A 13,790-nucleotide genomic window follows, 5' to 3' on the forward strand; every position below is an offset into this window, starting at 1 on the left:
AAAATTCAGTTCGTAGTAAGGACTTTAGTCCTTTTTTGTGAACTAAATTTCACACTACAAGCCTTTAATTATTTATCCTGTGCTACTTATCCAAATTACAAATACCTGATTATTTGTAATCACAAACCCCCCATATTGCATATTGCTTGAAGCATGAGCGGCAAATTATGACAACAGAAACACAATCACCAGTTACTCATGAAATACTCAATGGTAATCTAATTACATTGATGATAAAATTCACTGTCCCCGGCATTTTAGGAATGCTATTGCTTGGCTTTAATAGCTTTTTAGATGCCCTATTTGCCGGACAACTCATTGGTGAAACAGCATTAGCCGCCATATCTTTAGCCGTACCACTTACTTCTTTAGTGATTGGTTGCGCTCATTTAGTAGGAGTAGGTTCAGCCTCAGTTCTCAGTCGGGCGATTGGTTCAGAAGATACCAAAACTAAGTCGAGAATTTTTGGCACTTTAGTCATTATGAGCGTGATTATTGCTTTTTTTATCACCCTTTTAGGTTACTTTTTTAGTGATAAATTAATCGCCTTTATGGGCGGGAGTGGAGAAGTAGCCGCAGCAGGAGCAGAGTATTTTAGAATCTACACATCAGGTTCAGTATTTTATATTTTAGCAGTTGCTTCCAGTCAATTAATTAAATCCGAAGGCAAAATCCGCCTTGCTATGATTTTCGCCGGAATATTTGCTATCCTCGACGCTATTCTCAATCCTATATTTATTAGTGTCTTTAATTTAGGAATTGGAGGAGTAGCATTTTCTACAGTTATTTCTATGATAGTTTATAGTATTTTAAATATTAGCTATTTCCTTTCTAATAAAAGCTCGATTCCTGTTAATCCTAAAAATTTAACTTTAGCCATAGATTTACTACCAGCAATTTTATCCGTAGGATTAACCGCCCTCTTAATGGAAATTATTAGCTTAGTAGAACAGTCTGTAATTTATAAATCTATTGCTCAATATGGCACTGAACACGATATTGCTGTTGCCGGAGCAACCCTGAGAATATATGCGTTAGCATTTATCCCAGTAGAAGGATTTGTGCAAGCGTTACAGCCTATAATTGGCATAAATTATGGAGCTAAAAACTATCACCGCCTCAAGCAAGCATTTTTCACATTTAGTATTGGTGCAACACTGTGTTTAGGATTAATTTGGTTGCCTTTACAATTGTTGCCAGCAACGTTTTTGAGAATTTTATTACCAACAGTTAATTTTAGTGGTGATGATTTATTTAATTTTCAAATAGTCAATTTCCTCCTGCTAATTCTACCTTTAGGATTTTGTAGCGTTACTTTATTTCAGTCAATTGGCAATGGTAAAGCAGCAGGTTTATTAATTTTCTCCAAAACCCTTTTTTTTCTGATTCCATTTGTATTGATATTGTCTTCATATTTTGGTGTTAGAGGTGTATATTATGGAATGTTGTTAACCGATATTTTGGTGGTTTTAATTTCTTTATTAATCACTGGCTTAGAGTTTAAAAAACTTGGCATTCAGAAATTGTAGGGTGCGTTAAAGCAACGCGCAACGCACCGCATGATTATGGTGCGTTACGGCAATTTATACTGTCGCTTATACCTCAATCTTCACAATGCCGTAACACACCCTACTATTTATTTGAGCAATAGACTTTCAACACCGCAGAAAAGAACTAGAAAAATCGATGAATCAAAAAAGTAAAGGTGCTGTAGTAATTACAGGAGCATCTACAGGAGTTGGACGAGCAACTGCGCTATTATTAGATAAACAAGGCTATCAAGTATTTGCCGGAGTTCGTCAAACAAAAGATGCTGAATTGCTCAAGTTAAATTCATCTGGTAATTTAACACCAGTAATTCTTGATGTCACCAAAAAAGAACAGATTAAAGCTGCCGCAGAAATTGTGGCATCAGCTATTAGTGATAAAGGATTAATTGGGTTAGTAAATAATGCCGGTATACTAGTAGATGGGCCATTAGAATATTTAGACATCGATGAACTAAGATGGCAATTTGAAGTTAATGTCATTGGACAAGTAGCTGTTACCCAAGCCTTTTTACCAATGATTCGCCAAGCCAAAGGCAGGATTATTAATATTGGCTCAGTTTCTGGCAAAATATCGTCACCATTTTTTTCAGCCTTGTGTGCTTCTAAGTTTGCCTTAGAAGCATTAAATGATTCTTTAAGAATGGAATTACATCCTTGGGGAATTGAAGTAATTTTAATTGAACCAGGCTCAATTGCTTCCAATGCTCCAGATAAAGTAGAAGCAAGTTTACAAAAAAAATTAGCGAATATGTCACCTACAGCTAGAGCTATGTACGGTGATATTTACAAGTTTTCCTTGGAGCAGTTAATCAAATCAAATCGTATGGGAGTACCACCGGAAGAAGTCGCAAATGTGATTCAAAAAGCCTTAGAAGTCAAGAAACCGAAAACTCGCTATTTCGTATCTAACGAAAAACTAATGCTAGATTTTCTCATGCTTTTAGCGAAGATTCTCCCAGACAGGGTTTGTGATGCTATTCAACTCCAAGAATTGGAATTAAAAAATTAGTAAAGAGGTTAATCATGACTGTATCAGAATCTATCTATGCACCCAGCAATACACCATTTCAAATGACAGCAATGGAATGGATACACGCCTACTGGATGTCGCGGTGTGTTTACGTAGTGGCTAAACTGGGGATTGCAGATTTACTCAAAGACGGCGCGCAACACTGTGATACGTTGGCAAAAGCGACTGACACCCATAGTGATGCCTTATATCGCATCTTACGAGCCTTAGCTAGTGTGGGCATTTTTGCAGAGATTAAACCACGTTATTTTGCCTTAACTCCACTAGCAGATAATTTGCAAACTAATCACCCTGAATCAGTGCGAGCTATGGCAATTTTACGGGGTGAGGAGCATTATTACAAAGCTTGGGGCGATTTGATGTACAGTTTACAAACTGGAGACAGTGCCTTTGAGCGTTTGTATGGCATGGATTTGTTTGAGTATAATGACCGAGATTCTACCCAAGGTGAAATTTTCGATCGCGCAATGGCAGAGTCGGAAGAGGAAAATACTTTAGTATTAGAGGCTTATGATTTTTCCTCTATTAATAAATTAGCTGATATTGGTGGTGGCAAAGGTCTTTCCCTAGCGACAATTCTCCAAGCCTACCCCAGTATAACAGGGATACTATTTGACCGTCCAGATGTCGTTGAGCGTGCTAAAAATTCCTGGGATTTAGCTTTGAGGAATCGCTGCGAATTTATCGGCGGAAGCTTCTTTGAGGAGATTCCCACAGCAGCAGATGCGTATATTCTCAAGCATATTATCCAAGACTGGGACAATGAGCGATCGCTCACTATTCTCCAACGCTGTCATCAAGCCATGAAACCACAAAGCAGATTGTTGGTAATCGACTTTGTCATTCCTCCAGGTAACGAATTTTACGGCAGTAAATTTATAGACGTAAATATGTTAGTCATGTGTCCAGGCGGACGCATCCGTACTGAAGAGGAATTTCACAAGCTATTTCAAGCCGCAGGATTCAAAATTACACAAATTATCCCAACTCAATCCGAGGTGAGCATTATTGAGGCAATTAAAATTTCTTGACATCGGCAAAATAAACTCCGCGTTTCCAGCACACCCATTCTCAGATTGAGAGAAATTCTCCGAAGCCAGCATCTAAGGTATGTATTCAAAATACACCTTGGATGTTGGCTTTTCGTAGCATATTATGTCCGCTCATACTGTTTCTTGATGAAGCGCAAGTAAACTAGCGATTTGTATATTAATCTTGACATATGAATCATCAAAAAAACAAAAGGCTGTTAGATAATAGATGAAAGACGGGTAAATTCGCCACGGCTTTGTGTAAAAGTACAAAGAAATAGCCAATGAAGCAGGATAGCGGCCTCCTCAATAACTTAAAGTCCATTAGAACGCGCTTAGGGATGAGCCAGCAAGATTTAGCCAACATTGCTGGTGTGACGCGGCAGACAATTAGTGGTGTAGAGTCAGGACAATATGCTCCTTCAGTAGCGATCGCACTTCGTATAGCTAAGGCACTCGGTTGTCAAGTGGAGGATCTATTCTGGTTAGACCAAGATTTACCGCAAATTGAAGCCATACTTGCAAAACCTGTACCCAAAAATCAATCTCTCCGCCTAAGTTTAGCCAGGGTAGGAGGACAATGGATAGCTTACCCCTTATTAGGTAAAGATGCGTTTCGCCAAGATATGATTCCGGCTGATGCAGAGGGTTTAAGCCAAACAGGTAATGATAAGGTAGTCTTAAGGCTGTTAGATGATAATTTAGCAACACTGCACAACACAGTTGTCATCGCTGGTTGCTCCCCTGTAATTGCACTCTGGGCAAGAGCTACGGAACGCTGGCATCCACAGTTACGAGTACATTTTACCTTTGCCAACAGTATAGATGCCCTGCAAAGTCTATGTAGAGGTGAAGCACACATTGCGGGAATGCACCTATATGATCCCAAAACAGGGGAACATAATGTACCGTTTGCCCGTGAAGTTTTGGCAGGAAGGGAAGCGGTTTTAATTACTCTGGGTTTATGGGAAGAAGGGTTGATAGTACCATCGGGTAATCCCAAGGGTTTTAAAACCCTCAGTGATGTAGTAGCGGCAAAAGCAACTATTGTTAATCGTGAAATTGGTGCTGGTAGTCGAATGCTCCTAGAACAACAACTACAACAAGAACAGATACCATTTACTGCCGTGAAAGGATTTGAGCAGATTGCTACTAGCCATCAAGATGTTGCTCAAGCTGTGGCGTTAGGGTTGGTAGATGCAGGTATTAGTACAGCATCTGTAGCGACAACTTTTGGTTTAGGATTTGTGCCTTTACATCAATCAAGATACGATTTAGTCATTCTCAAGGAGTATTTAGAAGAAGCACCCATACAACAGTTGTTGAGTACCTTGGGTCATCGGATGGTTCACTCACAATTAGAAATTCTGGGTGGCTACGATATTACAAAAATTGGGGAAGTTGTGGCAACTGTTTAGAGTCATGTCGCTTTACTCCTAATTCCAAATTTCAAATAAAAAAGGTTGAAAGCTAAAACTTTCAACCTAGATTTCTCAGTCAAAAAATAGAAAATGAGAAATGATTAATGATTAACTAAATCCGAGAAAGCACAAACTTTTCTAACCTATCCATGCCCTTTTCAATGGTGTTTAAATCGGTGGCATAGGAAAGGCGAATGTTGTTATCAGCACCAAAGGCAATTCCAGGAATTACAGCTACTTGATGGGCTTCAATCAGCGCATCACAGAATTCCAGGGATTTTAAACCAGTTTTGCTGATGTCGGGGAACAGGTAAAACGCGCCGTCTGGTGTGGGACAACTCAAGCCGGGAATGGCGTTGAGTCTGTCTAACATCACTTGTCTTCGTTTAGCGAAGGCTTGAAGCATTTCTGCGACACAGTCTTGGGAACTTTCTAAAGCGGCGATCGCCCCATATTGAGCAAAGGTACAGACATTTGATGTACTATGCCCTTGGATGGTGCTAGCGGCTTTGATAATTTCCACTGGCCCCGCTAAATAACCCAGTCGCCAACCAGTCATGGAGTAAGCTTTGGCAAATCCATTACTAATCAAGGTGCGCTGAAAAATTTCCTCACCTAAAGAACCGATGCTGATATGTTCTGCACCATCGTAGAGAATTTTTTCATAAATCTCATCAGATACTACATATATATCTGCATCAACTATTACCTTTGCTAAAGCTTTGATTTCCTCTGGTGTATACACCATCCCTGTGGGGTTAGAAGGGGAATTGAGGATAAATAGCTTTGTTTTGGGGGTAATAGCTTGTTTTAATTGCTCAGGGGTAATTTTATAGCCTGTAGCAGCATCTGTTTGGATAATTACAGGTTTCCCGCCTACTAATGTCACCATTTCTGGGTAACTGAGCCAGTAGGGTGCAGGGATAATTACCTCATCACCAGGGTCAATTAATGCTGCCATGAGGTTATAAAGAGAATGTTTACCGCCATTGGTGACAATCACATTCTCGGCTTTGTAGTTTAGACCATTATCTGATTGCAGCTTGTGGGCGATCGCTTCTCTTAACTTTGGTTCACCTGCGGCTGGGCCATACTTGGTTTTACCTGATTCCAAAGCTTTAGCTGCGGCTGCTTTAATGTGCGCTGGGGTATCAAAATCCGGTTCACCAGCACTAAAACTACAAACGTCTATACCCTCTGCCTTCATCGCCTTAGCTTTCGCGGCGATCGCTAAGGTGAGTGAAGGTGTTACCTGACTTACTCTTGCTGCCAGCTTCATTCTTACTCTATTTGGCAAATCTTTCACTTCTCTTAGGATATCCCAGAATTTGTCTCAAAAATAGAGACTAGTAAAAAAAGATCAAGTTTCCGATTTCGCGCCTGTTACTGAATGTCTGAGAATTGATAGTAGCAACAAAAGACAAAAGGAGATAACTTTCACTGCATTGTTGTAAGATTTGGTACATTCTTTTCTAGTAATTTTATTGGCTAGACATAGAATGTTTTTGTTGTCTAATCCTACCTAATTCTTGAGGATTAACTTCTCGGCTTGGCTTACCACTCTCAAGATAATCATCGCTGCTTCTGGTGATGTGTTTTCTGTTTTTGGCTTTGTAGTAGGGGCTAGTAGGCTCTGTATATCCTATGCGGCGTTGTTGATGGGTGTAATAAGGTGTAGCTAATTCTGCTTTGTGTTCTCTGGCTGAATAGTAACCAGCAGCAGCAGCCGAGTTTGTAGGTAAACCCAGCAGCCAAATTAACCCGATTAGTATCCCTAAGATGATATTATGCCGCCAATGATTGAGTTTATTTTTGATTGTCAACATTGAAAAAATCCCCATTCTGTTCTTACACAAAGTTAGATAATTTTCAATCTTGCTAACGTCTTTCTTGGGACAGGGATTAAAAAGGCAAAAGGCAAAAGGCAAAAGACAAGAGATTATATGTCTTTTTAGGTAGTAATGTAGAGACGTTGCATACAAAGTCTCTACATCATTTATTTGGCGAAACTTTATAGAGAATTGGTATTACATAAAATGTACTGAAGAAAAAATTACCTTTTACCTTTTACCTTTTGCCTTTTACCTTTAATCACGCTATTGTGATCTCTGGCGATAAATAAACATCCTGAATAGCGTGAAAAAGTTTCACCCCTTCTTCAAAAGGTCGTTGAAAAGTCTTTCTTCCTGAAATTAAACCTGTACCTCCAGCACGTTTATTAATCACGGCTGTACGCACAGCTTCGGCAAAGTCATTTTTGCCTGAAGCACCACCAGAGTTAATTAAACCTGCACGTCCGCAGTAGCAATTTAATACTTGATAACGGGTTAAATCGATGGGATGGTCACTGGTTAATTCTGTGTATACTCGCTGGTCGATTTTGCCGTAACTTTGACCTGTGGCTTTAGCTACTGCTTCATAACCATGATTATTTTCTGGCAGTTTCTGTTTAATGATGTCAGCTTCAATGGTCACACCTAAATGATTAGCTTGTCCTGTAAGATCAGCTGCAACGTGATAATCTTTATCTTGTTTAAAAGCATTATTTCGCAAATAACACCAGAGAATAGTTACCATCCCCAATTCATGGGCATATTTAAAAGCTTGACTGATTTCTTGGATTTGTCTAGTTGATTGTTCTGAACCAAAGTAAATAGTTGCACCAATGGCGACTGCACCTAAATTCCAAGCTTGTTCGACATCAGCAAATAATACTTGGTCAAATTGATTCGGAACCGTCAACAATTCGTTATGGTTAATTTTGGCGATAAAAGGAATTTTGTGAGCATATTTACGCGATACACTCCCTAATACTCCTAAAGTTGTAGCTACAGCATTACAACCTGCGGCGATCGCTAATTTGATAATATTTTCTGGGTCAAAATAAATGGGATTGGCTGCAAAAGAAGCACCGGCTGAGTGTTCAATCCCTTGATCTACTGGCAAAATTGAGAGATAACCAGTATTTGCTAATCGCCCACTAGCATAAAGCTGCTGGAGATTACGCAAAACTTGGGGGTGGCGATCGCTATTTAACCAAACTCGGTCTATAAAGTCCGGCCCTGGTAAATGCAGTAAATCTTTAGAGACTTTGGCTGTATAGTTGAGCAAATTTTCGGCTTCATTCCCCAATAACGACTCAAGAGAATTACTTTCTATGAGTGTGGCAGTCATAGCATTTTCCTCTCATGTGAGCAAATGAGTTTGCCCTTAAGATAGCACTTTGCTATTAGAAATCATCTGGCAATTATATTTATCGATTTATCTCTAAATATGTATTTATCTGACAATACTATACAAAAATATACTAATAAATTTATTTTAGTTGATAGAGCAAATGGCATATCTTAATTTCTTGATAAATCAGGATTTTGATGATTAATTAATCTATCTTGAGGAAGAAGTTACCTGCACTGGACGGGCAATCAGCCCATCCTACAGGATATGAATAATGTAATATTTCAGACTAGCCAAACCACTACGTATACTATATATGCTGAGATTTTTTCTCTAAATCAGATGCAGAAGTTAATTGAGTTTTTTCCTAAATGAATTAGTAGCCTATTGAATAGGGAATTTTGCAGCAACATCCCGTAGGGTATGCGTGAATTTTTACTTTCCCAAAGGGGTTGATATGAGCCGAGATAGCCTGTTGCCAAGAATTTTGTTAATTAACTCTCAACCTGAAGAGAGTGCTTGGATAATCACAGCACTCTCCCAGAAATTACCAGAATGTGAAATTGAGGAAATTTTGAATGCAGAAAATTTAGCTCAGGCGATCGCTAATGGTAACTTTGATTTAGTCATCACTGATAAAAATTTACCCTGGACAACCGGAATCGATGTGCTACAAACTATAAAAGAGCATCATCAGGCTTGTCCTGTGATTATGTTTGCAGATTGTGATCATGTCGAGACTATAGTGGCTGCCATGAAAGCAGGGTTAGATGATTATGTGATCAAATCTCCCCATCAAATTGACAAATTATTACAAGCAATTGAACAGGCTAGACAGAAAATTTCTCTGGATGATTCTCCAGCTACAACAACAGCCTGGCAAAAATCACAACAACCATATCAAACCTTAGTAGAAAATTCCCCTGACATTATTACACGCTTCGATACACAACTACGGCATCTGTATGTTAGTCCGTCCGTGACAAAAATTACTGGGATGCCAACAAGGGCCTTTTTGGGTAAAACTTGCCGTGATTTAGGCATATCAGCAGCAATTGTACAAGCTTGGGAAAAAGCCGCCCAAACCTTGCTCACAACTGGGAAAAAACAGATTATTGAATTTGAATTTGAGACACTTAACGGCAGACGTAACTTTGAAACGGCGATCGCCCCAGAGTTGAGCCATGACAACACGATTGAATCGATATTATGTATTTCACGGGATGTCACAGATCGCAAAGCAGCAGCACAAGCCTTAAAACGTCAAGCACAGCAAGCACAAGCTTTAAATCGAGTAGTGCAAATTATTCGCAGTTCCCTGGATTTACAGACGATTTTTTCCACAGCTACAGCAGAAGTCACACAATTATTAGCAGTCAATCGGACTTCCATTATTCAGTATTTACCAGAACAGCAGATTTGGAAAGTTCTAGCAGTTCATCGTTTAGATGAATCTATACCAGATAGCATAGGTTTAGAAATTCCAGATCAGGGAAATCTCTACGCAGCCCAACTTAAACAACAGCAAGTAGTGCGAATTAATGGCGTAGATGAAATTAATGATCCCATCCACAAACAACTAGCCCAGAAATTTACTCAGGTGTGGCTATTAACACCCATTAGCGTTAACGGTAAAGTTTGGGGTAGTCTATCACTCACCAAACCAGAAAGTGAAAGTCCCTGGAAAGATGAAGAAGTAGAACTATCAAGGAAAGTTGCTGATCAATTGGCGATCGCAGTTCAGCAAGCACAACTCTATCAACAGGTGCAGCAAGAACTCAGGGAACGTCAACAAGCCGAAGCCGCCTTACAAAAACTCAACCAAGAACTCGAACAACGAGTTGCAGAACGCACGCAACAACTCCAGCAAGCCGAAGCCAGATTCGAGCAAATTTTTCACGCCTCACCCTATCCCATCGTGATTATGTCTTTGCTAGATCAACGCTTTATTGAAGTCAATGAAGCATTTTGTCAGCTTTTCGGCTACTCCCGTGAACAATTAATCACTCAACAGCCAGAGGACTTCACTTTTTTCGCTGATCCAGCCTATGAGGGAATGATTCGTCAGCAAATATTAGCTAAGGGTAGTGTATGTGATTTTGAATGTGCCGTCTGCACCAAAACTGGAGAAATCCGCACCTTTTTAGCATCGGCCGAATGTATTCATGTAGACGGCATTCCCTGTTTTCTCACCACTGGTAGCGATATTACAGAACGCAAACAAGCAGAAGCCGCTAGACAACAACAAGCCAGAAAAGAAAGGTTATTGAGGTTAATTACCCAAGAAATTCGCCAATTTTTAGATTTAGATGCCATTCTCACCACTACTGTCACCGAAGTGAGGCATACATTGAGTGTCAATCGGGCGGCTGTTTATCGTTTTCATCCCGATTGGAGTGGGAGTTTTATTGTTGAGTCCGTTAGTAAGGGGTGGAAAAAGCTTGTAGGTGCAGACTTTCAAGAGGTTTGGGAAGATAGTTATTTACAACAAACCCAAGGAGGCAGGTATAAAAATCATGAAACCTTTGCTGTGGGTGATATTTACACCGTGGGACATCAAGATTGTCATATCGCGGTTCTAGAAAAATTTCAAGTCAGGGCTTACGCGATCGCCCCGATTATTTGCGGAGATACTCTGTGGGGCTTGTTAGCAATTTACCAAAATACTGCCCCCCGTAATTGGGAAGCTTGGGAAATTGAATTGCTAGAACAGATAGGGAATCAATTAGCAATTGCAATTCAACAATCAGAACTTTATGGACAACTGCAAACCGAACTACAAGAACGCAAAGAAATTGAGGAAAAAATTCGTACTTCTTTAAAAGAAAAGGAGGTGTTGTTGCGGGAAGTGTATCACCGAGTCAAAAATAATATGCAGATGGTTTCTAGCTTATTAAGCCTACAGACCAATAGCATCAAAGATCCAGCTGTCCTGAAGTTACTCACCGAAAGTCAGCGTCGAGTCAAAACAATGGCATTAATCCATGAACGACTTTATCGTTCTAAAAATCTATCGCGCATTAATTTTGCTTTTTATGTTCCAGAACTAGTGGGAAATTTAGTGCAATCCTACACTACTGTTGATTCAGAGATCCAGGTCACATTAGAAGTAGCCAATTTAGAACTAGACTTAGATACAGCTGTTCCCTGTGGCTTAATCATCAATGAATTAGTATCTAATGCCCTCAAGTATGCTTTTCCCCAGCAAAAAGGTGAAATCACCCTACAATTCTGGCTAGAGGATGAGACTGACTATTATTGCTTGGTAGTAAAAGATGACGGTATTGGCATTCCTGCCGATTTTGATTTTCAGTGTACTACATCACTAGGAATGCAACTAGTATATGGACTAACAGAACAAATTGGTGGTGAAATTCAGTTAAATCGGCAACGAGGCAGTGAATTTAAGATTCGCTTTCAAAGAAGGTCGTAGTATGGCACAGACAGTTTCCAATTCTAGTATTTTGATTGTTGAAGATGAATGGGTGATTGCCCTAGATATCAAACAACATCTTCAAAGATTAGGTTACAGAATCGCTGGAACTGCCAATTCGGCACACAAAGCTTTAGAACTGGTGGCGATCAACCAACCAGATTTGGTGTTAATGGATATTTATTTGCAAGGTAACACCACAGGGATTGTCGCAGCCCGTTATATATTACAACAATTCAACATACCTGTAGTGTTTCTCACCGCCCACGCTGATGAGTCTACATTAAAAGAGGCGATCGCAGTCCATCCTTATGGTTACATTGTCAAACCATTCGAGGAGCAGGATTTAAGTATTGCCATCCAGGTGGCTCTAGCTAATCATCGCGCTGAACAAGCCATCCAGCAAGCCTTAGCTCAAGAAAAACGCCTCAATGAACTCAAATCACAATTTGTTTCCATTGTGTCCCATGAATTTCGCAACCCCTTAAGTTCTTTACTGATGAGTTTAGAACTCTTGGAAGAGCCAAGTTCCCTCACTCCTGAACAGAAACTAGCTCACATTGGACGGAGTAAACAAGCTATTAAGCATATGGCAAAACTGATCACAGATGTTTTAGTTGTCGGTCAGTTAGAGCAAGAACAGTTTCATTGTCAACCCACACTGATAGATATTCACTATTTTTGTTCTAGTCTCATAGCAGATTTAGAGTTTTACTCACCCACCGCCAATAGACTGGTATTGAGATTGGAGGGTGAGACAGCAAAAAATATAATGTACAGTGCTGACCCCCATTTATTGCAACACATCCTGACGAATTTGCTCGAAAATGCCATCAAGTATTCACCAGCAGACAGCACTGTCACCTTGGCCTTACAATGTCAGCCAAACCACATCGAATTTCAAATTATTGACCAGGGTATTGGGTTAACATCTCAAGATATGGCTAAATTATTCACACCGTTCTACCGAGGACTTAATGTTGGTAAAACTCCAGGGACGGGTTTAGGTTTATCTATTGTCAAAAAGTGCGTCGATGTTCACGGCGGCGAGATTAAAGTCACTAGTGAATTGAATGTGGGAACAACATTTACAGTCATTATTCCGGCTGTCAGGGAGGAAGTTAATACCAATGCAAAAAGCCCTGCTGATTCGCATCATGTCTCAGAGAAAAGGCTTGCACCTACAAAGTTCAGAATGCAAAATTGAAAAAATATACTATCACGTTGATGGCACAATTAGGTGAGTTGTCAGAACGAATTTATACTGGAACAATTCCATACAAAGCCTGATTCTGACTGGAAAAACTCGCTTAATATTACAATACAGTTAGGGATTATGCTGGGTGCGATCGCTGGTGATATTATTGGTTCAGTCTATGAAGGTAATGGTCTAAAAACTAAAGATTTTCCTTTATTTGGTAGACAGTCCCGCTTCACAGATGACACGGTGTTGACTGTGGCGGTTGCAGATATCATTCTCCATACTGCCCAATTTCCCCCCAGTAGTCTGTATATTGAGCAACTTCATTGGTATTACCATCGTTACCAATATGCAGGCTACGGTCGCAACTTCAGCAATTGGGCTAAGTCTCACAGTCGCCAACCATACAACAGTTTTGGCAATGGTGCAGCTATGCGTGTTAGTCCTATTGGTTTTGCTTTCGATGATTTAGAGACTGTGTTAAGGGAAGCTAAACGCAGTGCAGAAGTCACCCATAATCATCCTGAAGGGATTAAAGGCGCGCAAGCTACCGCCGCAGCTATTTTTTTGGCGCGTCAGGGTTATCATCAAACGGCGATTAAATCCTACATTCAGGCTAACTTTGGTTATAACCTCGAAGCCACCCTAGACCAAATTCGCCCCGCATATCAATATGATGCTAGTTGTCCTGGTTCTGTCCCCCAAGCCATTATCGCCTTTCTAGAATCCACTAGCTTTGAAGATGCGATTCGCAATGCGGTTTCTCTGGGTGGCGATAGTGACACCATTGCTTGCATTACAGGTGGTATTGCTCAAGCTTACTATGGTGGTGTCCCCCAGGCGATCGCTCAACAAACCTTAGCCCATCTTGATGAGTATCTCTGCACCATTACAGAAAAGTTTATTGATAAATATTGTGGGGGATGATTTGCTGCTAATTCAGTTAG

At 40.1% G+C, this 13,790-nt stretch carries 10 protein-coding genes; 7 read left to right on the top strand and 3 right to left on the bottom strand.

Annotated features, from left to right (window positions below; translation table 11 throughout):
* Window positions 1–167 precede the first annotated feature (167 nt).
* The 4 genes from CV014_RS14260 to CV014_RS14275 all read left to right on the top strand — a co-directional run bounded on the left by CV014_RS14260 (window position 168) and on the right by CV014_RS14275 (window position 5,029).
* Window positions 168–1,529, top strand: coding sequence for an MATE family efflux transporter (locus tag CV014_RS14260; protein ID WP_236142634.1), 1,362 nt, complete (start codon window positions 168–170; stop codon window positions 1,527–1,529).
* Between the two features lie 157 nt (window positions 1,530–1,686).
* Window positions 1,687–2,559: an SDR family oxidoreductase gene (locus CV014_RS14265; protein WP_236142635.1), complete on the top strand. Its 873-nt coding sequence runs from the start codon at window positions 1,687–1,689 to the stop codon at window positions 2,557–2,559.
* A 14-nt stretch (window positions 2,560–2,573) separates the two neighbouring features.
* The gene (locus CV014_RS14270) at window positions 2,574–3,611 is read left to right on the top strand and encodes an acetylserotonin O-methyltransferase (RefSeq protein ID WP_236142636.1); all 1,038 of its coding nucleotides are present in this window, start codon (window positions 2,574–2,576) and stop codon (window positions 3,609–3,611) included.
* A gap of 284 nt (window positions 3,612–3,895) precedes the next feature.
* Entirely contained in the window at window positions 3,896–5,029 is a 1,134-nt protein-coding gene (locus tag CV014_RS14275; protein WP_236142637.1) for a substrate-binding domain-containing protein, read from the top strand.
* 115 nt (window positions 5,030–5,144) lie between these two features.
* Here CV014_RS14275 and CV014_RS14280 read toward each other — a convergent pair whose 3' ends face one another.
* The 3 genes from CV014_RS14280 to CV014_RS14290 all read right to left on the bottom strand — a co-directional run bounded on the left by CV014_RS14280 (window position 5,145) and on the right by CV014_RS14290 (window position 8,206).
* On the bottom strand, window positions 5,145–6,311 hold the full coding sequence (locus CV014_RS14280; RefSeq protein ID WP_236142638.1) for a pyridoxal phosphate-dependent aminotransferase: 1,167 nt from the start codon (window positions 6,309–6,311) through the stop codon (window positions 5,145–5,147).
* A 202-nt stretch (window positions 6,312–6,513) separates the two neighbouring features.
* The gene (locus CV014_RS14285; protein ID WP_236142639.1) at window positions 6,514–6,873 is read right to left on the bottom strand and encodes a hypothetical protein; all 360 of its coding nucleotides are present in this window, start codon (window positions 6,871–6,873) and stop codon (window positions 6,514–6,516) included.
* 250 nt (window positions 6,874–7,123) lie between these two features.
* Window positions 7,124–8,206 (bottom strand): class I fructose-bisphosphate aldolase, encoded by a 1,083-nt coding sequence (locus tag CV014_RS14290; RefSeq protein WP_236142640.1) that lies wholly within the window; start codon window positions 8,204–8,206, stop codon window positions 7,124–7,126.
* A gap of 460 nt (window positions 8,207–8,666) precedes the next feature.
* Between CV014_RS14290 and CV014_RS14295 the strand changes: the two genes are divergently transcribed.
* The 3 genes from CV014_RS14295 (at window position 8,667) to CV014_RS14305 (ending at window position 13,770) form a co-directional block, all read left to right on the top strand.
* The gene (locus CV014_RS14295) at window positions 8,667–11,642 is read left to right on the top strand and encodes a GAF domain-containing protein (protein WP_236142641.1); all 2,976 of its coding nucleotides are present in this window, start codon (window positions 8,667–8,669) and stop codon (window positions 11,640–11,642) included.
* Complete coding sequence (locus CV014_RS14300; RefSeq protein ID WP_236142642.1) at window positions 11,608–12,849, top strand: hybrid sensor histidine kinase/response regulator; 1,242 nt, start codon at window positions 11,608–11,610, stop codon at window positions 12,847–12,849. The genes CV014_RS14295 and CV014_RS14300 overlap by 35 nt, the downstream gene beginning before the upstream one ends.
* Window positions 12,850–12,978: 129 nt before the next feature.
* A complete protein-coding gene (locus CV014_RS14305) occupies window positions 12,979–13,770 on the top strand; it encodes an ADP-ribosylglycohydrolase family protein (RefSeq protein WP_236142658.1) in 792 nt (263 codons plus the stop codon).
* Window positions 13,771–13,790 lie beyond the last annotated feature (20 nt).

Source organism: Nostoc sp. CMAA1605 (assembly GCF_021596505.1).
GTDB lineage: Bacteria > Cyanobacteriota > Cyanobacteriia > Cyanobacteriales > Nostocaceae > Trichormus.

Bases quoted from the DNA above. Each gene is read 5' to 3' on its own strand.
- CV014_RS14260 (WP_236142634.1), top strand. From the start codon at position 168: ATGACAACAGAAACACAATCACCAGTTACTCATGAAATACTCAATGGT.
- CV014_RS14265 (WP_236142635.1), top strand. From the start codon at position 1,687: ATGAATCAAAAAAGTAAAGGTGCTGTAGTAATTACAGGAGCATCTACA.
- CV014_RS14270 (WP_236142636.1), top strand. From the start codon at position 2,574: ATGACTGTATCAGAATCTATCTATGCACCCAGCAATACACCATTTCAA.
- CV014_RS14275 (WP_236142637.1), top strand. From the start codon at position 3,896: ATGAAGCAGGATAGCGGCCTCCTCAATAACTTAAAGTCCATTAGAACG.
- CV014_RS14280 (WP_236142638.1), bottom strand. From the start codon at position 6,311: ATGAAGCTGGCAGCAAGAGTAAGTCAGGTAACACCTTCACTCACCTTA.
- CV014_RS14285 (WP_236142639.1), bottom strand. From the start codon at position 6,873: ATGGGGATTTTTTCAATGTTGACAATCAAAAATAAACTCAATCATTGG.
- CV014_RS14290 (WP_236142640.1), bottom strand. From the start codon at position 8,206: ATGACTGCCACACTCATAGAAAGTAATTCTCTTGAGTCGTTATTGGGG.
- CV014_RS14295 (WP_236142641.1), top strand. From the start codon at position 8,667: ATGAGCCGAGATAGCCTGTTGCCAAGAATTTTGTTAATTAACTCTCAA.
- CV014_RS14305 (WP_236142658.1), top strand. From the start codon at position 12,979: ATGCTGGGTGCGATCGCTGGTGATATTATTGGTTCAGTCTATGAAGGT.